Raw genomic sequence first — 22,173 nt, forward strand, 5'->3', positions numbered from 1 at the left:
ACATTGGTGTGACGGATGCATCGCGCGGCGCACCCTCTGCTCGAATGTCCGGGCTACGGTCGGGGCGCAGCAGCAATTTCGAGCCGCGATTCCCGGCGTCGGTCAAATGGGACATTCGTCCGCATGGATATGGAACTACAGATGAACGAGACCGAGTTCGATCAATTGCCAGCCTCCGACCGACGATATGGAGTCTCGATTGTCGCCAATGACAAAATGATCGATTGGTTGCTACCGTTCTTGGAGAGCTATAGCGTCACGAATTCCTCGCTTCCGCTCTATCTCATCCCCTACGATGACAACATGTCTCTAACCAAATGTGCAGCAGAACTATATGGCGCGACGATTGTAGAAAGCGAGCCCGTTGAAATCGATCGATTGTCCTATCAACTCTATCCCGGGATCTTTAACACGCATCGACGCCGGCTTCGTAAGCTGCAGGCGCTCGTACTGCCTCTCGACGAGGTCGCCTACGTGGACGTCGATGTGATCCTTTTTCGGGATCTGAGGCCGGTTTTCGGTCGCCTCGAAAGGGGGAAGGTCGAGTTCATCGTCGCATCGCCGAGCTTCGACTATGTCTACAACGAGAATCGGAAAAGACACGCCTTCTTGGACGACGCTCTCTTATTCAACGACGGATTTTGGGTGACGTCGAGCCGCTTCCTCACGCTTTCCGATGTTCTCGCAACGATCGACAGCGACGTCGAGATGTTTCACGACATTCGCAAGCGAGGTCAGCTGTTCGCGCAGCCTCTGATGAATTTTGTCGTGCATCGGCGTGGGCTGAAGACCGCGCTCTTGCCGCATTGCGTCGACAATGCTTCGCATGAGAATTTCTACAAGGCGCCCGGAATCACTTTCCGAGATGGCAAGCCGCTCGATCCCGATGGCAAAGAGATTTATCTGGCGCATTGGGCGGGAGCGCTCTCGCTTCCGTCACACGATATATTCGCGAGCGCCTGGAAAGAGCTTTCGAAAGCGGCCTGGTCCAAATTTCAGAAGCGAACGACCTGACCTTCGATGGAATGCCCAGACGAGAGGTTCGCGGCGCGATGGTGACGAAACAGGCAGCAATATTGGTCGGCGGCAAGGGAACTCGTCTCGGCGCCTTAGCGGCCGCAACTCCGAAGCCGCTCATGGCCATCGACGAAGATACGGTGTTTCTCGACCTTCTGCTGTTCGAAATCGCTCGCCACGGGTTCCAGGATATTCTATTGCTCGCGGGACATTTGGCCGACAAAATAGCGCAGCGCTACGATGGCCGCTCCATTCACGGCGCGGCTGTCCGTGTGATCGTTGAGAGCGTTCCCGCGGGAACAGCGGGCGCATTGAAGAATGCGGAGCCATTGCTCGACCCGTTTTTTTTGCTGGTGAATGGCGATACGCTGTTCGACGTCAATTTGCGGCGGCTCACGGCGTTGCTAGAGAGCGAGCCAAAGGTCATGGGCGCGCTCGCGCTCCGTCGGACATCGAATGCGAGCCGTTACGGCAGCGTGGTAACGGAGAATGGATATGTCGTCGCCTTTCGCGAAAAGCAGTGTGGCGCCGGAGAGGCGTTGATCAATGGCGGCGTCGGCGTGTTTCGACGGGAGATTTTGGGCTGCGTCGGAGAGGGGCCGTGTTCGATGGAGTTGAACGTCTATCCTCGACTTGCGAAAGCGCGCATGCTGGCCGGGGCAGAGTTCGAAGGTTATTTCATTGATATCGGAACGCCGGACTCTCTCTTCGAAGCGCGTCGTGACCTTTCCGCGCGACGCCGTCCTGCCGTGTTCTTTGACCGCGACGGGGTGCTCAACCGCGATTTTGGCTATAGCCATCGTGCGGAGGAGCTCGATTGGATTCCAGGCGCCATTGAAGCCATTCGTTACGTCAATGACTCGGCGGGCTTGGTCATCGTGGTCACCAATCAATCGGGCGTTGGGCGCGGGCTCTTTCGTATTGAGGATGTTCATCGATTTCATACGGCCATGTCCGAGCGGCTCGCTGCCGCGGGCGCGCACATCGATGCATTTTATTTCTGCCCCTACCACCCCGAAGCCGTCGATATCGAATGGCGGCACCCGGATCATCCAGATCGTAAGCCCAACCCGGGCATGATCCTGCAGGCGTTGGAAGACTGGCCGATCGACGTCGCTATGAGTTTTCTCGTTGGCGACAAAGAAAGTGATGTAGAGGCGGCGCGGCGTGCAGGGATCCGAGGACTAGTGTTCCCGGGGGGCGATCTCTATGAGTCTATACGACCGGAGATCGAGCGTGTTGCTAAGCATCATGCTCGCACGAAATCGTAGGGGCGCCGATCGGCGTGGAGACGTGCTCGCCCGGCGGCTCAGAGACTCTAGCGTCGACATCCGATGATCGCGCGCAATTCTATTCGCCTACGCCGAACGTCACGAGCCCGAGAGGAATGATATGACGAGAGTGGTGGCGCCGTGCTCCGTCGGCGCCTGGTTGAAGGAGGAAGCTCTTCCCTTATGGTCGTCGGTTGGATGGGACCAGGATACGGATTCGTTCGTCGAAAGCCTCTCCTTTCGAGGAGAGCCTCTGCTCGACACGCCGAGACGGGTTATGGTGCAAGCTCGGCAGATTTACGCTTTTGGGGCTGCACATAGAAACGGCTGGCTTTCGGACGGAGAGGACTTGGTTTCGCGGGCGGCCGATTCGATGGTCAGGCGATATTACGGCGTCGATGGCGCGCGTGGCTGGGCGTTTTCTGTCGCGCGTGACGGCGCAGTCGTCGATAATCGTCGTGATCTCTATACGCATGCGTTCGTCCTGCTAGGTCTGGCGACGGCCTATGAGACGACACAGGATCGCGCCTATATTGCGCTAGCGGATAAGACACTGGATTTCCTGGACGGATACATGGCCTCGGCGCATGGTGGATATATCGAGACGCTCCCGGACTCCCGCGGCCACCGTCGTCAAAATCCGCACATGCATTTGCTGGAAGCGCTACTTGCGCTTTTCGATGCCACAAAAAGATCGAGCTATTTGGAACGTGCGACGGCAGTGCGCGACTTGTTCTTTGCGCGCTTTCTTCAAAGTGAAGGCTCGGTCGTCGTCGAGTTTTTCGACAATGAATGGCGTCCCCTCGACGGCCCTCACTTTCCTTTCGAGCCGGGCCATCACTTCGAGTGGATCTGGCTATTGGATCGCTACGAAAAATTGCGACGGTTCGATCTGGCGAACGCTTTGGATGGGCTCTGGAACACGGCGTTGCACGTTGGCGTCGGCTCCAACTGCGAAATCTTCGCACGCGGGACGATCGGCGGAGCCGTGGATCGTTCGACGCGCCTCTGGTTTTACACGGAGGCGGCGAAGGCCGCCTTGGTGATGAGTGCGCGACAGGATCGTTTCTGCGGCCCGACGGCGAAGGACTTCCTAGATGCGATGCACGAACGGTTTCTCAAGCCAGCTCTCTCGGGCAGTTGGATCGATGAATTCGACGCCCACGGATGCATGAGGAGCGATTTTGTTCCTGCGAGTTCGCTCTATCATATCTGTTGCGCGGTTGACGCTGCGGAAAGCGCCGACGCACCACCTTGGCGGCGGTGACCAAAACGGTTGCGGTGCAATTTGTGCCGATAGCTACGCGATGGGGTGCGGCAGTTCGTTAGGATCAGGCAGCGAGCGCCGCACCCCAGATTTCGGGCGCAGTCGTCCCGGCGGCTCTAAATCTGCTCAGTGCGAATTGACCCTTTCTGATGCGATGCATGAGTTCGACGCCGGCGATCGTGATCGCCGCATGTCGGAATCGCTGGAACCCGAGCATCGGTCCCAAACGAAGCTTGATAGATCGGCGATCCTGTTCAATCAGATTATTCAGGTATTTCGAAGATCGAATTCGAGTCCGTGCGCCGCCTCGATGCTGTGCGAGAAGCTCGCGCGCCGCCCGATGTGACGCCTGATATCCGTCGAGCGTGATTTTGCCCGGCGGCCGTCCGTGGCTCGCGAACGCACGACGGAAAAACGCTTTGGCCGCGGCGACATCTCGCTTGGCGAGCAGCAAAAAATCCACGGTTTTTTCCGCCTTGTCGACGGCGCGGTAGAGATAGGCCCAGCGCCCCTTGATTTTGGCGTAGGTCTCATCGACGCGCCACGATCCGCCGACCTGGCGCGAAACGGTTCCACCGATTTTCGAACTCCAGAACGTAGCGCTGAACCCAGCGCATGATGGTCGTGTGAGGGGTCATCGCAGAATCTTCCCAAAATCCTACGCTAAGCCGCGTCGAGTAGCTTGGACCGTGGGTATCCGCGGCATGTCGCGCATCAGGTCTATTATTCCCTCCTCAATCGCGACTATGAATGGGACTTGCTGGATCTCGGTCGCGACCAGGGCGTCGGGGCCGTCGTCTGGAGCCCGCTCGGATGGGGAAAGCTGACGGGCAAGATCCGCCGCGGTCAGCCCGCCAAGCCCGGCACACGCGCCCACGACATAGCCGGCATCGGTCCTCATTTCGATGAGGAACGCCTGTTTCAGGTTGTCGACGCATTGGAGCAGATTTCGCAGGAGACCGGCAAGACGATCCCGCAGATCGCCTTGAACTGGCTGCTCCAGCGCGACACGGTCGCCAATGTCATCATCGGCGCGCGCAACGAGGAGCAGCTTCTCGAAAACGTTGGCGCGGTGGGCTGACCTCGGCTTGAGGGGCCGCGAAAGGCTCCTCGATCTCGGCGCGGGGCCATGCCTGCTGGCCATAGGCTTCGCCCGCTACGTGGGCGAGGTCGTTGGCGTCGATCCCGAGTCCGCGATGATCGAGGCCGCGCGCCGAGGGGCGGAGCGCACGGGCACGGCATTGCGCCTGATCGAGAGCCGGGCGGAAGCCCTGCCGTCCGACATAGGGACCTTCGATATCGTGACCATCGGACGCGCGCTCCATTGGATGGAGCCCCAACCCACGCGCGCAGCGTTGGATCGCGTCGTCGGACCTCGCGGATGTATTCTCGTTTGCCGCGCCGCCAGCGTCGCCGGCGGTCGCAATCCTTGGCTCAGCGCCTATGATGAGGCGCGAAGGGGCTGGACCGAAACAGCAGGCCCAGACCGCTATGTCGGGAAGCCGGACGTCTTCTTTGCCGGGACGCGCTTCCGGCGCGCCGAAGCTATAAGCGTGGAGACAGCACACACGATTCCAGTCGAGCATTTGGTGGAGCGCGTGCTTTCGAAATCATCCTCGTCGCCTCAACGGCTCGGGAGCTGCGTCGAGAAGATGCGACAGGCCGTTCTCGAGGCCTTGTCTCCTTTCGCATCGGGCGGCCAAATAACGGAGGTCGTCGAAGCCCGTGCCGAAGTGTTCAGGCCGACTCGACGGCCGAGTCACAACGGGCGGCCGGTCGCTGGGGCTCCAATCGAGTGAGTTCGATGTGACGCAATGGCGCGCGCGGTATCTGCTGCGCCTCGAGCGCGGAAAGCGCCGCTCTCCAGCACGACGGATCGGCAAGAGCAACAAAACGCAGCCGTGAATAGTGTGTCGCCGCCCCGTGGAATGCGAGCTATTTTTCATTGGGTTCATGCATGTGGTCAGGCGTTTTCGTGTGTCCGGCCTCATAATGCGGCCGATCACTCGCCACGGGCCTGTACGGACTGCGCGGGCCGGGTCCAAATCGGCGAGGCGCGTTCGAGACGCTCCGATTCACGCCGAAACTCGTCGAAAGCATCGAATTCCGCGACAGAATAGAGATCGCCCGCGAAACCAGAACCGCCGCTTGATCCATCCCGAACCCGGTGCAGCTCGAATTCCGACCACAGCCCTCACAATAGCTTGACGCGAAGCGTGCCGCCGAAGACGCGCGGCTGACTCGGCAGGCCGATCGTCGCCGGATTGCTCGCGTCGCCGGGCGACCAGGAATAGAGCGGCCGCTCGTCGAAGAGATTCTTGGCCCACACCGAAAGGCTGTAACGCTCGTCGTCGGTGCGCAGGCCGATGCCCGCATTCACTATGGCGTAGGCCGGCTGCCAGAATTGCAACACCGAATGAGGATCGGTGAGCTGCGTCTTGTCCTGCCAGGCGACATTGACATAGCCGAAGCCGGTGATCGGGCTGTTCCATTCCGGTCCGAGGTCGCGGAACAGCGGACCGAGCGGATGATCGTAAGTGGCGCCGACATTGAACGCCCAGATCGGCAGATTCTCCCAACGCGTGTTGGAGCGCGACAGGGTCAAAGGCGCGGTGAGCGAGCCCGCTGTCGTCGGCCAGATCCAGTCGGTCGGCGGCGTGGCATTGGCGTAGTCGATCCAGCGCGCTTCGGTATAAGCGCCGTTGAAGGAGAGCCACAGGCGCTCCAGCGGGCTCCATCTGCCGACGAATTCGAACCCGCGCAGTCGTAGATGACCGACATTGCCGAGATAGGATGTGCGGATCGGCTGCCCCGTGCTGTCCGTATAGGAGGCGTCGGTGAGGCTCGTCTGGAAATTATAGATGTCACTCCAGTAGAAATTGAAATTGGCGATGAGGCGATTGTCCAGCCAATTGGTGTTGACGCCGATCTCGTAGTCCCAGGAGGTTTCGGGCTTGGTGACGAGCGGCTGCCAGCCTTTGAAGTTGAGGGAGCTGTCCAGGATCGGCTGGGCCGAATTGTTGATCGCGCCCGACTTCTCGCCGCGCGCGGCGAGAGCGTGGAAGAGGAGATTATCGTTGAGCTTGTATTGCGGGTTGAAGATTCCGGTGAGGGAATTGAAGGTCTTGCTCTGTCCGCCAGTGTCGAAGAGCGCTTGGCCGCCGCCGGCGCGAATGGCCGCCTCTTGCTGGGCGAATGTGTATTGATTGGCGTAGATCTGATCCCAGCTGAATACGGAGCCTTCCTTGATCTCATAGCTGTCTCGCAGGCCGAAGGTGAGAGCGAAGGCGTCGTCTAGGTGATAGGTTCCCTGCCCATAGCCGGCGACGCTGAATGTTCGCGACTTGCTGTCCCGATTGTTCCGCAGGCCCGCCGCCAGCGCCGGGCGGCTATACCAGGCGGCCGCGTCGCTGCCGAAGCGCGTATAGGTGCGACTCCAGGCGTTCTCATAGAGAGAATAGAGTCCCGCGGTCCATTCGAGACGCTCCTCTTTGGGCGAAGAGAGGCGAAATTCTTGCGAGAACTGATCGACATAGGGCGAGAAGACGCCGACGCTGTTCTCCAGTTCCTGATTGCCGAACGGATTATTGCCGATCACCCGCGAGTTGCCATAGGCGGTGATCGAAGAGAGCGTGTTGCGGCCCAAGGTCCAGTTCGCTTCGTTCGAGACCATGAGATGGCGCTCGCCGAAGCCTCCGGCGTTGGTGTCATAGGGCCGATACGGATCGTAGGTCAGAATGGGCTTTCCGAGCCGCAGCGCGACATTCTGCGCATAAGTGCGCGACGGCAATGTTCCATTCGCATAGACGAGAACGGAATCGCCCACGGGACCTGTCGTATAGGCGCCGATCGCGGTATATTCGTGCTGCGCGCCATAGGTGAAGATGAGGCGGTCGGTCACCTCGTCGCCGACATAGAGAAGCTGTCCGCGCACGCCCCAGCGGTCATTGTTCAGATAGCTTGCGCCGGTGACCTGATCCCTGATCCAGCCGTCGCCCTTGTCGAAATAGGCGGTCACCCGGTAGGCTAGCCGGTCGTCGATGATCGGTCCGGTGACGTTCAGCTTTTCGATGATGTGGCTGTAATTGGCGAATGTCGTCTCGATCGTCGCCTTCCGCTCGAAGGACGGCAATTGTGTCGCGACGACCACATTGCCAACCGTCGTATTCTTGCCGCCGGCGGTTCCCTGCGGCCCGAGCGCGAGCTCGAAAGACGAGATGTCGACAAGGTCGCCGGCCTGAAAGCCCGCATATTTCCAAAAAACATTATCGAGGATGTAGCCAGTGTCGAATTCGGCGCCCACCGGATTGATGTTGCCGCGGTTGAGCTGCCCTACCGTACTGCTGACGCCGCGGATGGCGGGACGGGACGCGATGGGATTTGATTCGTTGGGCCGATAATTCGGAGCGAGCTGAGAGAAATCGGACAGGCGCTCGAGATGCTGCTCCTCTGCCTTTTTCCCATTGACGAAGCCCACCGAACGGGTGGCGCTGCGCAACGTATTTTCCTCCCTTCGGGTCGCGCCCTCGGCTCCGACACGAACGTCTTCGACCTGCGCCTCCTGCGCATAAGAGGTCCGGAACGCGGCGACGGCCGCGAGCGCATAGACGAAGAACGCGCTGCCGGACGACATTCTCCGTCGGTGAATGGAAAGGGTCGACCGCATCTGGCCTCCTATAAATATATATTCATACTATGTTTATATGTTATAAATCTGCGACCCGTCCAGCGCCGTGTTTGCCCAAAAAGAAAAAGCCGAAAACCCGGGCCGTTCAGCTTCGAGGAGGACGTCGAGGCCGTGCCGCAGGAGGCGTCAGAGGCAGGTCGTCCATCTGTCGCTTTGCCTTGTCACTCGGCGCGGAGCGTTCCCCCAATCGGCGGGGCACAATAATATACTTGAATAATCAATGGCTTGAATCTATGTTCCCATGCCGTTTAGGGGTCAAAGCGTCGAGCCGATTCACACCGTGATGCCCTTGAGGCCGAATTCGGCCGTCTGGGTCTTGCCCAATATGACGGCGCCCGATTCGCGGAGGCGTGCGGCAGGGGGAATCGACCTGTTGCACTGCGCCCGACGTTGCGAGGCTTCCCTTGCGCGACGGAAAGCCCCTCACATTGAGCAGATTCCTTGAAGCCGACGGGAACTCAATCGAGCAGCCCGAGCGGCGCGCCTTTCGCCCAGCGCGCCTCAGAGGCTTTGGCTTGCGCTAGCGTCCCCTCTGCGTCGACCGCGCGATAGGCGTTGAAATGCGGTTGCAGCTCGGCGATCCGCGTCAACGTCGCCGTTGCGACTTCGACGGGCGAGAGGGCCGTCGAACGATGAGCGGCGATTAGCTCGCTCGCCGAAACCTGCGTCAGATCTTGTGGCACGGCGTCCTCGAATCCATCAATTTAATCTTTGTTTGTATTTAATCAGGTCAATCCGAGCGTTTCGCATCACTCGCACAGTCCGCGCCCGCGAGCCGTGTCGCGATTCCCGCGCTCTCCATCCTGGACAAGAGCCCGAACACTCGTCGGCCTCGCCAAAAAGGCCATTCCGTTCGTCGTTCAAACGGGCGTCGCGATCGGCGTCGTCGTCATGCCCGAATTCGACGGCGCGCCGGTTATGATCGCTGTCGTCGCCTTGCCAGAGCCAGACTGATCAAAAGCCGACTTCGTCACCGGGCTGGTAGGACTGACGCCGAGTTAATGTGACACCGCCGTAATGCTTGCGACGAATCTTTTCTCCTCGACGATTTCCGACTTGAGAACGTCATTGATTCGTCGTTTGAGGAGCGCGCGTTCATCGTTGAATTTGTAGACTGATCGAGCGAGTTCGATGAACTCGGTGTCGAATTCTCGTCTGCCCTCTTTTTCGCGGATCGCGTCTTCGATCTTCCACAATGTGCTGTTGACCGTTTTCAGGTCGTCTTTAAGATTCGAAATCTCGTCGCAACCTCCATACATATCTACGATTTCCTGCAACAGCAGCAGTTCCTTCAGCACGTTGGCGCGCGCCGCTGGCTTCAATATCTCGATGCTCTTGATTTCGAGAATCGTGATTTTGTCGATCAACTCGCCCCATGAAACCGGAGCTCGTGGTGTCGCGAGTTCGCGTTTCTTCGCTCGCTGACGCTCTTTGTCTGTCAGCTCACGCAATGCGCCCTCAATGTCCGAGAAGACGCTACGCCAATCGTCCCTTGTCTGTTGACGGAAAAGACGCATCGTCGGATACCAGGGACTCTCCAATCGGTCCAACATCCAGCGCCAGTCCGGAACGTATTTGACCGCCAACCAGACCGGCCGCGCCATTGCGCCCGCAAGATGCGCGATTGCTGTGTCACAGCTGATGACGAGGTCCAAGCTTTCCATGACCGCCACCGTATCAGCAAACGCGTCATCGCCTGCGTCATAGTCGTCACCGAGCGTCTCGACCGTCATGCCTTCGGGCAATTCGCGTAGCTGTTCGACGCCCTCATTTATTTGCAACGAAATCAGCCGCACGTTCGGCAGCCGCGATATCGCCAGAAACTCCGTGAGCGCAAACGATCGGCCGATGTCGATCTTCCCCGCCTTGCTACCCTGCCAAGCAATCCCGATCTTGAAACCTTGGTCTCCGAGCCTCGCTTTCCATTTCCGTACGCGTTCCGCATCCGCGCGCAGATAAGGCGTTTCCCCAGGCGGATGCTTTAGACGGCTTTCAAAGGCGAACGGAAGGCTCATCAAAGCACATTGATAGTCGAAGGTCTCGCCTTCAGGAAGGCTGGGCACGAACCGGACGCCTACGATAGAGTAGCGCATCAGACCAAGTAGGCTATAGCGCACAATGAATGTCACATCCGCTCCATATGCGGTGAGATGTAGGAAATATCTACAAAATTGAATTACATCTCCTAGGCCTTGCTCATCGTACACGATTATTCTCTTGCCGGCGACGTCCTCGCCGATCCATGTCGGACACGAAATCGATAGGCTTCTCCTTGGCGCTTCTTTGCGATCCCATCGGCTTTCATACCCAGACCATCCTGCGATAAAGTCGCCTCTGAGCAGCGCGAGCAATCCGCGATTGTAGAGGGCGTCGGCATAGTCGGGCTGGATCGACAGCGCCTTGTCGTAGGAGGCCGACGCTTCATCGAGGCGCTTGAGCTCTAGGAGCGCGTTACCGCGATTATAATGAGCCTCCGTGAAGTCGGGTTTGATCGACAGCGCATGGTCGTAAGACGCCAACGCTTCGGCGAACCGTTTCAGCTCTTGGAGCGCGCCGCCGCGATTGATGAGGGCGGCAGCATAGCCGGGCTTTATCGACAGCGCTTTGTCATAGGCCGCCAACGCCTCGTCGAGCCGGTGGAGCTCCTGGAGAGCATTGCCGTGATTGATGACCGCGTCGACATAGTCGGGCTTTATCGACAGCGCTCTGCCGTAGGACATCACTGCCTCGTCGAGCCGCTTGAGCATCTGGAGCGTGTTGGCGCGATTGAAGTGCGCGTCGACGTAGTCGGGAGCAATGGCGATGGCCATGTCGTAGGACGCCAACGCCTCGTCGAAGCGCTTCAGCATCTGGAGCGCATTGCCGCGGATGTAGAGCACGTCGGGGTCATCGGGCTTGATCGACAGCGCCTTATCGATCAACTCCATGCCGCGTTCCGGACGATCTGTTTGGATCATGATGACGCCGAGCAGATGCAATGCGGTGACTTGAATCGGATCTTCGGCAAGAATCAAAAGGTATATTTTCTCCGCATGAGATAGATGGCCATTTTGATGAAAGTCGATAGCTCGGAACAGGCGTCCCGATATCGACGCCGAGATTTGTGTCGAAGGAGAAGGTTTGTTCGTGTAACTCGACATCTCGATAGCTCCAAAGCCAACCCGCCTTGCTGGTAGATGTGGCTCGATTCACTGAATTGGGGAAGGATTTTGTTGTCGAAGGCGATCCGCGCCAATTCAGGGGAACCACACCCGCATGATTATCCTATGCTGCCGATGGCTATCCTGTCACCTGCCTGTGGGAAGGGCGATTAACGACCCTCCGCAAGCCTCCGTGGCCACGACGCAGGGTGATTGGGCCCCAAAGAATTCCAGCACCTGCGCTCGCCGCAGTTTCTTGCGGAAAATGACGGCCCCCGACGAATCCGCGCCATGAGCTTGAAAAACATTCTTCGCCAGATCCAATCCGATAGTGCTAACTTTTTTCAAGGACGCCTCCCTCGAGTGAGATTCAACACCTCCACTCTGGCACATCGAGGCCGTCGGGGGGCGTCCATCCCATCAGAACCATTGATCTCGGGGTCGTAGAACGAGGCCTTGTTGACGCCGTTCTTCAGATTATCGGGAACAAGCAGCCGTGGCGTTCCGCCGAAAAAGCGAAACATGCGCACATGCGCGCCGGTCCAATCCGCCAGCTTCTGCGTCCAAATCGCCTCGGCGTAGGTGAGATTGGAGGCGGCGAGCACGGCGACGAAAATCTCCGCCTCGCGGATCTCGCCGGTCGCCGGGTTCACGATCCCGATCCGCTTGCCGGAATAATCGACGAAGGCCTTGTCGCCGGCGACGTGATGCTGCCGCATCACCGGCGTCAGCCGCCGCTCGAAGCCACGAAAAAGATCGCAGAACCGGCTGTAGCCATAGCCCTCGGGATAAGCCTCCCGATATTCCTCCCACAGGATCATCAGATTGACCCCGGGGCGCTTCATCTCCCGCGCGAGCTCCGCCCAGTCCGGCTCGACCCGGCGCCGCTGGCCCGTCTCGACGCCCACGCGCGCGAACAGCCGCTTCTCCAAAGCGTCGTCGCTCGTTTCCTCCGGCAGCGGCCAGATGAGCCCCGCCGCCGTCGTTCGCTTCAAATAATCCTGCACCGTGCTGCACGCCACGCCGAGCCGCTGCCCGATCTCCCGCGCGCTCACCCCCTCATGGGCGAGCCGCAGCATCTGGCGAAGTTGTCGCATCGTCATGTATGGATGCCCCCGTTCGCGCAAGTGGTCTTTGATCGGCGCCGGCGTGCGATCGGGTGCGGTCATGTATCAGGCCTTTGCTTGCGGCCGGATGCGGACCGCTGGCCGGTATGGAGATGCGCGGACCTAGTGCAGATCAGTTCTGCGAGCTTTGAAGCTCGATGACTCGCATGCTTTTCCAGGCCCGCCCTGACCGATCGCTTTGCCCTTACCGTTCACTGACCTCCTCGCACGCCGACGCGCCCGGACCGGATCGTTGCCGATCAGGCCGGAACGGGGTCTGCTTGTCTGTAATCCTCATTCCTGGTCAGCATGGCCCAGACCGCCCGCGCCATCTTGTTGGCCAACGCGATCGCCACCAGTTTGCGTGGCTTGCGCGCCAGCATGCGGGCCAGCCAGCTTCCCTCGGCGCCCCCCTTGCGGCAGGCCCAACGCACCACGGCCATGGCGCCGGTGATCAGAAGCCGCCTTATGTCGCGCTGGCCCATTTTGGAGATGCCGCCGAGAACCGGCTTGCCGCCGCTGGAGTGCTGCCTCGGCACGAGGCCCACCCAGGCGGCAAAGTCCCTTCCTCTCTTAAAGGCCGTCATCGCCGGAGCGAAGGTTTCGATCGCCATCGCAGACACCGGCCCGATCCCAGGCATGGTCATCAGCCGCGATGTCGTGGCTGCATGAGCGGCTTCGCTTTTCAACGTCTTTTCCAGGGTCCCGATCCTGGCCGACAGGAGATCTATCTGTTCGAGGTAAAGCCGCGCCGTCTCGACCACCACAACATCGAGACCGTTCGCCTCGTCTTCGACGACGTCGGCAAGCGCCGTGACGTTGGCGACGCCCTGCGCCGCGATAACGCCATGCTCGGCCAGATGAGCCCGTAGGGCGTTGATCAGCTGCGTACGCTGACGCACGAACAGGTCGCGCGTTCGAAAGACCATCGCTCCGGCCTGCTGCCGGATGGTCTTGGCGGCGACGAACCGCATGGTCGGTCGCACCGCCGCCTCCGCGATCGCCTCCGCGTCGGCAGCGTCGTTCTTCTGGCGCTTGACGAACGGCTTGACGTAGATCGGAGGAATCAGTCGAACCGAGTGCCCCAGCGCATCGATCTCGCGCGCCCAATAGTGCGCCGTCGCACAGGCTTCCATCGCCACGATACAACGCGGCACAGTGCCCAGAAATGCCAGAAGCTGGCCTCGCGTCACCTTCCTCCGAAAGCCGATACTGCCGTCGGCCCGCGCTCCGTGGAGCTGGAAAACCCGCTTTGCCAGATCAAGTCCGATGATGCTAATCTCAGTCATGGATGCAATCTCCTTACTGTGACGTTTGAACAAACATCACATTGGCACATCACAATGCCGTCGGAGGGGGCATCCACTCCATCAGTTCTCTCTTCGCCGGCATCCCGTTCTCCTCGTCGATCTCGACGAGCGGAATGCCGCGGTTGCTGACCTGCGGGCAGCAGACGAAAAGAGGACCGGAAGGGCCTCCCGGTGGCCGCCTTCAGTTCGGAATGGTGGCCGACTTCAAATCGGAACGCCGGCCGGGATCAAATCGGAATCCCCGGCCGGATTGCGTCGGAATTCGCACTGGAAACGGTCGCCGAATGGCAAAATCCGCCGCAGGAGGCGATGTATCCCCTGGTCTTCTTCGACGCGCTGCGCGTGAAAATCCGCGATGAGGGCCTAGTTCGCAACAAGGCCGTCTATGTCGCGCTCGGCGTCACGCCGGACGGAACGAAGGACATTCTGGGCCTTTGGATCGAAACCTCGGAGGGCGCCAAATTCTGGCTTCGAGTGAAGAATGAACTGAAGAACCGCGGCGTCGGCGACATGCTGATCGCCGTGGTCGATGGCTCGAGGACTTTCCGGAGGCGATCAATGCGGTGTTTCTGCAGACGGCCGTGCAGACCTGCATCGCGCATCTCATTCGAACTCGATGGAATTCGCCTTATACAAGGAGCGCAAGGCGATCGCCGGCGCGCTGAAGACGATCTATCGCGCCCCGACCGCCGAGGCGGCCCGCGAAGCTCTGGAGGCCTTCGACGGCGGCCATTGGGGCGAGAAATATCCGTCGATCGCGCAGGGCTGGCGGCGCAATTGGGAGCAGGTCATCCCGTTTTTCGCCTTTCCAATAGCGGTGCGGCGGATCATATAAACTACGAACGCCATAGAATCGTTGAACGCGAAGCTGCGGCGCGCCGTGCGGACCCGAGGACATTTTCCGACTGACGATGCGGCGATGATGCTCGTCTATCTCGTCTTGCGCCAAGTCGCGGGAGAGTGGAGCCACGTGAATGGTGCGAGGCGAAAAATCAATTCGCCATCATGTTCGACGGCTTTGTCGCAATTTTTTTGACGCGGGTCGATATGGGCTACGATCGCAGGCAGCTGAGCAGGCGGAATAGCGCGATGATTGATTTCAAGGGCAGCCATTTTGAACGCGACGTGATCCTGTGGGGCGTCCGCTGGTATGTGGCGTATCCGATGAGCTATCGTCAACTCGAGGAAATGATGGAAGAGCGAGGCGTCGACGTCGACCATTCCACGCTCAACCGCTGGGTCGTCAAGTATGCGCCTTTGCTGGAGAAACAGTTCCGTGCTCGCAAGCGCGCGATCGGATCCAGCTGGCGTCTCGATGAGACCTATGTGAAAGTCAAAGGCTGCTGGAAATATCTGTATCGGGCGGTCGACAAGGCAGGCGCGACGGTGGATTTCCTGCTAACGGGCAAGAGAGACTGCCAAGCCGCGCTTCGCTTTTTGCGCAAGGTGATCGGCCAGCATGGCGCGCCGGAGAAGATCACGATCGACAAGAGCGGCGCCAACACGGCGGCGATCGAAAGCTACAATGCGGAGCATGAAGCGGACATCGAAATCCGCCGCATCAAATATCTCAATAATATTGTCGAACAGGACCATCGAGCGGTGAAGCGAGTGACGCGGCCGATGTTGGGTTTCAAATCATTTCGATCGGCCGCTGCGACACTCTCGGGGATCGAGCTCATGCATATGATCAGAAAGGACCAGTTGCAGACCAGGGGCAAATTGCGTCCAGCGCAGCAGTTCTATGCCCTCGCCGCGTGAGCCACGTCATTCTCACACGCTCATCGCGTCCATAAACAAAATTTGCGACAAAGCCCGATGGGGGCGGTCGGGTTCATGGGCTCGCTCGAGCCCTGCTCGTGCTCGAAAATCTCGCGCCGCCGCCGAGTTCGCTGGCCGGCTACGCTTATCCGCGGCGCGATGGCTGCGATCGCGACATGGGTCTTCTTCCCCTCGCTCGTCCTGACACTGATCCCGGGCCTCCTGGCCATCGCCGTGGCCCCCGCCTTTCACAATGCCGGCAGGGCTTGGGTCGGCCTCCAGTATTCATCCAGCGATGAGCCCTCGCAAGGGTGGAACGGCGGCGGAGTCGGGAAAGGCCTTTTCCGCGAGCGTCTGCGCCGAGAGGCCGAACTGGTCGGCGATGAGGCCTTTCAGCACAGCGCGCAGATCCTGCGTCGGGGCGAGGTCGCGTCCCTGATAGAGCTGGTTCGTCTTCAATCCCGGCCATTCGGCGACGACCCGCGCGCCCTTCACCGCCCCGCCGGCCAAAAATGCAACACTCGCCGTCCCATGATCGGACCCGCCGGTGCCATTGACGCGCGCCGTTCGGCCGAATTCGGTGACGGCGACGACGGCGGTGTCCTTCCAGACTTCGCCGAGGCCTTTCTCGAATTCCTCGAGGGCGCCGTCGAGGCCCGAGAGGCGCGTCGCCAAAAGGCCGTTCTCATTGGCGTGGGTGTCCCAGCCGTCGAAGGCGAGCGCTGCGACGCGCGGGCCGTCCGGCGTCGCCAGCAGCCGCGCCGCGCCCATCGCCGCCTGACGCATCCCATTGGGCTGGTCCATGCCGCCGCGCGCCTTGGCGATGTCGCCGGTGAGCCCGCCCGAGGTCGCGATTCTGTCGGCGTCGAGCCCCGCGCGCAGCGCCGCGCCGAGGGCCGGATCGCTATGCGTGTAGAGATCGAGCACGCGCTGGGCGAGATCCTCGCCCGCCGGCGGCAGCACCTGCGGCGCCCAGCCGAGCGCCGGCGCCGGCCCGCGCATGACGAGCGGCGTCACCGCGCCGACGCCGAGCCCGCGGCGCCGCGCTGTCTCCGAGGATTGCAGCGCGAAGACGGCGCGATTGAGCCAGCCCGACTCCGTGTGGCCCGGCCCGGCGTAGCCGCTCTCCAGCACATCTTGGCCGTCGAAATGCGAGCGCTCGCGATAGCTCGTCGCGACCGCATGAACGACGCTCGCGCAGCCTTCCTTATAGAGCCGCGCGAAGACCGGCATGGCGGGATGCAGCGCGAAAAATCCGTCGAGCGGCAGGGCGGGCTTCTCGCCGACGGGCGAAAGGGCAAGCGACCCGCGCAGCGCGGCGTAATCTGGATCGCCGATCGGCGCGACGGCCGATAGTCCGTCCAGCGCGCCGCGCAGCACAATGACGACGAGGCGCGGATCGCGCGCCGCCGCAGCGCTCGCCGCGCGTGGAAAATGCGCCAGCGCCAGAGACACGCCACTGACCGCGAGCAAACGACGGCGGGAAAGGGAAGACGAGACGGTCATCGTCACCTCCGTTGAAATTCGGGGGACATCAGAAGAATGGCGAGCGCCTGCGGACGCGATTCCGCGCGCGACACCGCCTCCCGCGTCTCGCGCGAGGCGGCGAGGCCGGCGGCAGTGTCGAGCACGCTGAGCGGATGGCCAATATCCTTCAGCCTTTGCGCGATTTGCCAGGCGACGTCGAGGCGCAGCTTCATCGCCTCGGGCGAGGCCAGGGCGTCGAGACTGTCCGGATAGCCATTGGGGCCGGGCGGCTGCCACAGCGGCATTCCCATCGCATTCAGCATATTGAGATATTGGCCCGGATCATTGGGAAGGACGCTGGTCGCCCGCGCCGTCGCCACGAGAAATTCATCCGGCGAGCGGATTTTCGAGAGCGGCTCGCTCCAGGCGAGATCGCTCTCGATCAGCTTTTCCGCGACGGCGGAGAGATCGCCGTCCGTATCGTGAAATGTTTTGGCGAGCGCCTCGACGATCGGCTTCGGCGGCGCGTCGGCGATGAAATGCCGCGCGAGCTTGGTCGCTATATGCGTCGCCGTCGCCGGGTGGCGGGCGATATCGGCGAGTGCCGCCGCGCCTTGGTCGCGGCCCGTTTGTGGATAGCTCTTGTCGAGCAGAATCGGCGCGCCCGGCTCGTGCCAATTGGCTTTGAACACGAAGCCGCCCGGCTCGCCGATCTCGCTCTCCGCCTCCGCGAAGCTCCAACCCGTGATGATGCGTGCGAGCGCCGTCACATCCTGTTGCGAATAGCCGCCGCCGACGCCGAGCGTATGCAGCTCGAGAATCTCGCGTGCGAGATTTTCATTGAGGCCCTTGCCGGCGAAGCGCCCGGCCGCCGAGCCCGGCCCGATGGAGCGCTGATTGTCGAGATAGAAGAGCATGGCCGGATGGCTCTCGACCGCCGCCAGCATATCGGCGAAGCGGCCGAGCGCATGCGGCCGGATCGCCTCGCGCTCGAAAGGCCCGGCGGCGACGCGCACGAATTGCCCTTTGGCGACCGAAATGGCGAAATGATTGGACCAGAAGGCGACGAGACGCTCGACGAAGCCGGACTGAGCGCTCGCCTGCTTCTCGAAGCGCGCCATCGCCTCGGCGCGAAACAATTTCTGCTCGATCGGCGGCTCTTGCGGCTTGGGCTTGCCGTCGGCGCCGGGCGGCGGCGCAGCGGGGCCGGGCGCGGCCATCGCCGCCCCGGGGCCGGCCATGGAGACGCGCGTCGCCTCCGCGGCCATATTGCGCTCGCGCTCCATGCGTTTTTCCTGCTGATCGGCGAAAAGCGCTTGCAGGGCGACATTGGACGGCGCGAGCGAAGCGTTTTCGAGCCGGCCGACATTCGGCCGCCGCAACTCTTCCAAGATAAAACCACGCGGATCGGCGGCGGCTGCGGCGAGATCGCCGGGCTTGGCGCCGAGGCCGAATCTGTCGAGAGCGATCAGAGCGCCGCGAGGATCGGGGCCGATGGCCATGTTCCTCCCCTCTTCGATGGAAAGCGCCGCGAAATAGCGGAACCGCGTCATTTGTAGCGAGAAGACCTGACTGGCGAATGAACGAAGCACATTCGGCGCTTTCCTGCGCAGGCCGCGGCCTCCTCTAGCGACAACCTGAAACTCTGCTTATAATCGCTCGGCCGGCCGCAGGGCGAACGACAACGCTCGCCCACGAGGCGCCGGCCTGATTTGCAGTTTCACAGCGAAATTGTTTTCTGAAAAAATGGCAGGTGGGGTTGTGGCGCATGTTTCGTTTTCCGGCCCCGCGACGCGAGGGCTCGTCGCCGGGCTCGCCTTCATTCCCGCCGCATCGGCGCAATCGGTCGATATTCCGCTCCAATTGGCGCAAGCGAAAACCGGCGTCATATTGACGATCGATGTCGGAATCGGCGGCCAGGCGCCACGGCCATATCTCTTCGACACCGGATCGTCGTTGTTCAATGCGGCCTATTCGGCCGACGCCTTCGGCTCGGTTCCGTCGAGCATGGCCTCGACGCTGCCGACCGGCGTCTCCTACAGCTATACGAGCGGCAACACTTTCACCGGCAATCTCGTCAGCGCGCCCTCCCTGGTTTTCTATCCCGCCGGGGTCACACAGTCAGGCGCGGGCGTGACGCTGAATGCGACGACGCCGAGCGGCGCGCGATCGGGCTTCGTCATCAATGCGATCTATTCGCGCAACGGCGTCGCGATCAACGATCTCGTTCCGTTGCAGGGGCTCGGCGCGTTTCAGGGATATTACGGCATCTTCGGCGCTGGAGACTTCGCGCAATTCAGAACCGGGACCGGCGCCAATTCGAGCACCACGGTCGTCGGCAGCGTGCTCGGCCAGGCCGTTGTGCCCGGAACCACGGCAGGATATATCGTCGCGGCGAATGGTCAGGCGCTCTCCTCGCTGAACGCCGCAATCCCCGGGGCGTCCGTGAACGGACCGCAGGTCGGGCAGAGCGTGACCGCCTGTAGCCCTTGCGTGATGCTGGGCCTGACGCCGGCGCTACTCGCGCAATTCAGGCCCGTGAATACGCTCGCCTGGACTTCGCCTCCCGGCAACACGCCGAGGAACTTCCCGAACTCGAACGCTCCGAGCTCCTGGGAATATGGCGTCAACATGAATTACACCTTCGTGAACGCCGGCGTCACGACGTCGCTGCAGAATGTGCCGACGCTTCTCGACACCGGGACGCTCATCGTCCAGCTCAACAGCAAGAGCCTCGGCGGCGCGCAGAATCTGCCCACGGGGTCGACGCTGACGAGCGTGGGCGGCGCAAACGGCGCAACGCCGACGACGGACCAGCTCTTCTCCGCCGGCCCCTACAGGGTCGCTCTGAATAATGCGAGCAACCTCACGATCAACGGCGTCGGATTTTTCCTGCAGAATTCGGTGCTGTACGATCTCGCCGGCCAGGCGGTCGGCTACACGCCGAATTTCGTCACGGATCAGACTATTTCGACGACCGCATCCGCGCCGCTCGTCATCGGCTCGGACTCCGTGCCTCTCGGGCTCGCCGGCGTCATCTCCGGACCGGGTGGCGTCACTGTGACCGCCGGCGGCTCCGCCACTCTGAGCGGCGCGAACACCTATACGGGCGCGACGACGATCACCGGCGGCGCGCTCGCCCTCGTCGGTCCCGGCTCCATATCGACGTCGAGTGGCGTCGCCGTGTCGGCCGGCGGCCTCTTCGATATTTCGGGAGCGACCTCCGCCGCGAAAATCGCGGCGCTCTCGGGCGATGCCGCCAGCGCTATCGTGCTCGGCGCAAATACGCTCACTCTCGCCAATGCGAACGGTTCCTACGCCGGCGTGATCGTCGGCTTGGGGGGAGTGTCGCTGCAGGCGGGCGCCGAGACGCTCTCCGGAACGAACCGCTATTTGGGCTCCACTTCCGTCGACGGCGGAACGCTGATCGTCGACGGCTCAATCGCCTCGTCGTCGCTCACGACGGTGCGGGCCGGAGCCACGCTGTCCGGCGTCGGAACCGTCGGCGCATTGAACGTCGATCGCGGCGGCGTTTTCGCGCCGGGATCGGGTGCGGCGGCGAGCGCTACGACCGTCGCCGGCGATCTCGCCTTCTCCGCGGGCTCGACTTATCTCGTGCAGATCGATCCGACGACGGCCTCGCGCGCCGCAGTCGCCGGCAAGGCGTCGCTGACCGGCGGCGCTGTCGTGGCTTTCTATGCGCGGGGAAGCTATCTCGCGAGAAGCTATACGATTCTGAAGGCGGCGAACGGGCTCGGGGGAACCAGCTTCACGGGCCTCGCCTCCCCCAATCTGCCGCCCGGCCTGACACAGAGCCTGAGCTATTCGACGAATGAGGTCTATCTGAGCCTCAATGCGAACCTCGCCAGCGCAGCCCTGCTGCCGAGCGATCAGCATAGCGTCGCCAGCGGTCTCGACCGCTATTTCAACGCAGGCGGCCTGCTGCCGCCGAATTTCGTCAAAGTGTTCGGGCTGGGCGGCGCGGCGCTCGCCCCGCTCTCCGGTGAGGCCGCGACAGGCGCGCAGCAGACGATCTTCCAATCGGGGGCACGCTTCCTCGACACGATGCTCGAACCCTCCGTTCCTGGTCGCGACGGCGGCGACGTCGGCGGGGTCGGCTCGCTCGCGCCGGCGCTCGCCTATGCGGAGAGCGAGCCGCGCATCGCGAATGAGATTTTACACATCGCCGGCGCCGCGACGCGAGCCGCGCCCGACGCCGCGCGACGGTGGAGCATATGGGCCAAATCCTTCGGCGGCCGTGGCCATCTCGCCGGCGATGCGGATAGGACCGGCAGCCATGACGTCTCCGCGAATCTGTTCGGCGTCGCGGCGGGTCTCGATTATCGCGTCGACCCGCAGACGACGTTCGGCGTCGCCATGGCCGGCGGCGGCGAGAATTGGGATTTGTCGGAAGGGCTGGGCGGCGGACATGGAGACGTCCTTCAGGCCGGCGTCTATGGATCGACGCGCTTCGACGCGCTGCATGTCTCGGCCGCCTTCGCCTTCTCCGAACATTGGCTCTCGACGCAACGCCAATCGGCTTTCGGCGATATGCTTGCCGGCGCCTCGAATGCGCAGAGCTATGGCGGACGCGTCGAGAGCGGCTATCGTCTCGCGAGTTCACTCGGCGGCGTGACGCCTTATGTCGGCGCGCAGGTGCAGGGCCTCTCGACGCCGGGCTATACGGAAAACGACGCCACTGGCGGCGGCTTCGCTCTGACCTATCGGGGACGGACGTCGTCCGATACGCGCGGTGAAGCGGGCGCGCGTTTCGTTCGGATCATAGCGGCCCCCGGCGACGCCGTTCTGCTGCTGCGGGCGCGTGGCGCCTATGCGCATGACTGGGTCGGCAATCCGATCCTCGCCGCGTCCTTCGCGTTGCTTCCCGGCTCGAGCTTTTCGGTCGAAGGCGCGAGGCCGATCAAGAATTCGTGCCTGCTGACGACAGGATTGGAGCTGCGCCTCCCACATGGCGCTGCGCTCTTCGCCAAATTTGACGGAGAATTCGCGAGGCGCTCGCAGAATTATGTCGGTAGCGCGGGTCTCCGCTACAATTGGTGAAGCGCGATCCGATCGCCCCCGTTCGTCCGTGTGCGCAAGGCCTTCAGCTTCAGTTCTCGTTAGGGTTCTGGTGCAAACGGCGTGAG

General features: G+C 61.7%; 12 protein-coding genes and 5 pseudogenes. 8 read left to right on the top strand and 9 right to left on the bottom strand.

Translation table 11 applies throughout. The annotated features are described in order from the left end of the window. The first annotated feature begins 141 nt into the window (after nucleotides 1-141). From AC6IY7_RS19970 to AC6IY7_RS19980, 3 genes are all read left to right on the top strand, one after another. Nucleotides 142-1,014, top strand: a complete 873-nt coding sequence (locus AC6IY7_RS19970; protein WP_497783141.1) for a hypothetical protein — start codon at nucleotides 142-144, stop codon at nucleotides 1,012-1,014. 38 nt (nucleotides 1,015-1,052) lie between these two features. Further along, on the top strand, nucleotides 1,053-2,288 hold the full coding sequence (locus tag AC6IY7_RS19975) for an HAD-IIIA family hydrolase (RefSeq protein ID WP_497782997.1): 1,236 nt from the start codon (nucleotides 1,053-1,055) through the stop codon (nucleotides 2,286-2,288). Nucleotides 2,289-2,409: 121 nt separating this feature from the next. Further along, a complete protein-coding gene (locus tag AC6IY7_RS19980; RefSeq protein WP_497782998.1) occupies nucleotides 2,410-3,555 on the top strand; it encodes an AGE family epimerase/isomerase in 1,146 nt (381 codons plus the stop codon). Nucleotides 3,556-3,619: 64 nt separating this feature from the next. Here the strand turns inward: AC6IY7_RS19980 and AC6IY7_RS19985 are convergent. Continuing rightward, nucleotides 3,620-4,184: pseudogene (locus AC6IY7_RS19985) on the bottom strand (IS6 family transposase); the annotation flags it as partial. Nucleotides 4,185-4,246: 62 nt separating this feature from the next. On the opposite strand from AC6IY7_RS19985, the pseudogene AC6IY7_RS19990 reads away from it, so the two are divergent. After that, nucleotides 4,247-4,633 (top strand): annotated as a pseudogene (locus tag AC6IY7_RS19990) (aldo/keto reductase); the annotation flags it as partial. A gap of 10 nt (nucleotides 4,634-4,643) precedes the next feature. After that, nucleotides 4,644-5,354 carry a class I SAM-dependent methyltransferase gene (locus AC6IY7_RS19995; RefSeq protein ID WP_497782999.1) on the top strand — a complete coding sequence of 237 codons (711 nt, stop codon included), beginning with the start codon at nucleotides 4,644-4,646 and terminating at the stop codon, nucleotides 5,352-5,354. A gap of 395 nt (nucleotides 5,355-5,749) precedes the next feature. Here the strand turns inward: AC6IY7_RS19995 and AC6IY7_RS20000 are convergent, their stop codons facing one another. The 6 genes and pseudogenes from AC6IY7_RS20000 to AC6IY7_RS20025 form a co-directional block, all read right to left on the bottom strand. Then, the gene (locus tag AC6IY7_RS20000; RefSeq protein ID WP_497783000.1) at nucleotides 5,750-8,188 is read right to left on the bottom strand and encodes a TonB-dependent receptor; all 2,439 of its coding nucleotides are present in this window, start codon (nucleotides 8,186-8,188) and stop codon (nucleotides 5,750-5,752) included. Between the two features lie 512 nt (nucleotides 8,189-8,700). Next, nucleotides 8,701-8,925 (bottom strand): hypothetical protein, encoded by a 225-nt coding sequence (locus tag AC6IY7_RS20005; RefSeq protein WP_497783001.1) that lies wholly within the window; start codon nucleotides 8,923-8,925, stop codon nucleotides 8,701-8,703. Between the two features lie 315 nt (nucleotides 8,926-9,240). Further along, nucleotides 9,241-11,382 (bottom strand): DUF6165 family protein, encoded by a 2,142-nt coding sequence (locus AC6IY7_RS20010; RefSeq protein WP_497783002.1) that lies wholly within the window; start codon nucleotides 11,380-11,382, stop codon nucleotides 9,241-9,243. Nucleotides 11,383-11,556: 174 nt separating this feature from the next. Further along, a pseudogene (locus tag AC6IY7_RS20015) lies at nucleotides 11,557-11,730 on the bottom strand (IS110 family transposase); the annotation flags it as partial. A gap of 44 nt (nucleotides 11,731-11,774) precedes the next feature. Then, a pseudogene (istA, locus tag AC6IY7_RS20020) lies at nucleotides 11,775-12,479 on the bottom strand (IS21 family transposase); the annotation flags it as partial. 269 nt (nucleotides 12,480-12,748) lie between these two features. Continuing rightward, nucleotides 12,749-13,777, bottom strand: a complete 1,029-nt coding sequence (locus AC6IY7_RS20025; RefSeq protein ID WP_497782570.1) for an IS110 family RNA-guided transposase — start codon at nucleotides 13,775-13,777, stop codon at nucleotides 12,749-12,751. A gap of 288 nt (nucleotides 13,778-14,065) precedes the next feature. Between AC6IY7_RS20025 and AC6IY7_RS20030 the strand changes: the two are divergent. Both AC6IY7_RS20030 and AC6IY7_RS20035 read left to right on the top strand, forming a co-directional pair. Further along, nucleotides 14,066-14,809 (top strand): annotated as a pseudogene (locus tag AC6IY7_RS20030) (IS256 family transposase); the annotation flags it as partial. A 78-nt stretch (nucleotides 14,810-14,887) separates the two neighbouring features. After that, on the top strand, nucleotides 14,888-15,559 hold the full coding sequence (locus AC6IY7_RS20035; protein ID WP_497783142.1) for an IS6 family transposase: 672 nt from the start codon (nucleotides 14,888-14,890) through the stop codon (nucleotides 15,557-15,559). Nucleotides 15,560-15,844: 285 nt separating this feature from the next. Here AC6IY7_RS20035 and AC6IY7_RS20040 read toward each other — a convergent pair whose 3' ends face one another. Next, on the bottom strand, nucleotides 15,845-17,065 hold the full coding sequence (locus tag AC6IY7_RS20040; RefSeq protein ID WP_497783003.1) for a DUF1501 domain-containing protein: 1,221 nt from the start codon (nucleotides 17,063-17,065) through the stop codon (nucleotides 15,845-15,847). Between the two features lie 2 nt (nucleotides 17,066-17,067). Then, nucleotides 17,068-18,528 carry a DUF1800 domain-containing protein gene (locus tag AC6IY7_RS20045; protein ID WP_497783004.1) on the bottom strand — a complete coding sequence of 487 codons (1,461 nt, stop codon included), beginning with the start codon at nucleotides 18,526-18,528 and terminating at the stop codon, nucleotides 17,068-17,070. Nucleotides 18,529-18,787: 259 nt separating this feature from the next. On the opposite strand from AC6IY7_RS20045, the gene AC6IY7_RS20050 reads away from it, so the two are divergent. Next, the gene (locus AC6IY7_RS20050; RefSeq protein WP_497783005.1) at nucleotides 18,788-22,087 is read left to right on the top strand and encodes an autotransporter outer membrane beta-barrel domain-containing protein; all 3,300 of its coding nucleotides are present in this window, start codon (nucleotides 18,788-18,790) and stop codon (nucleotides 22,085-22,087) included. The last annotated feature ends 86 nt before the right edge of the window (nucleotides 22,088-22,173 follow it).

The organism is Methylosinus sp. is20ea (genome assembly GCF_059718135.1).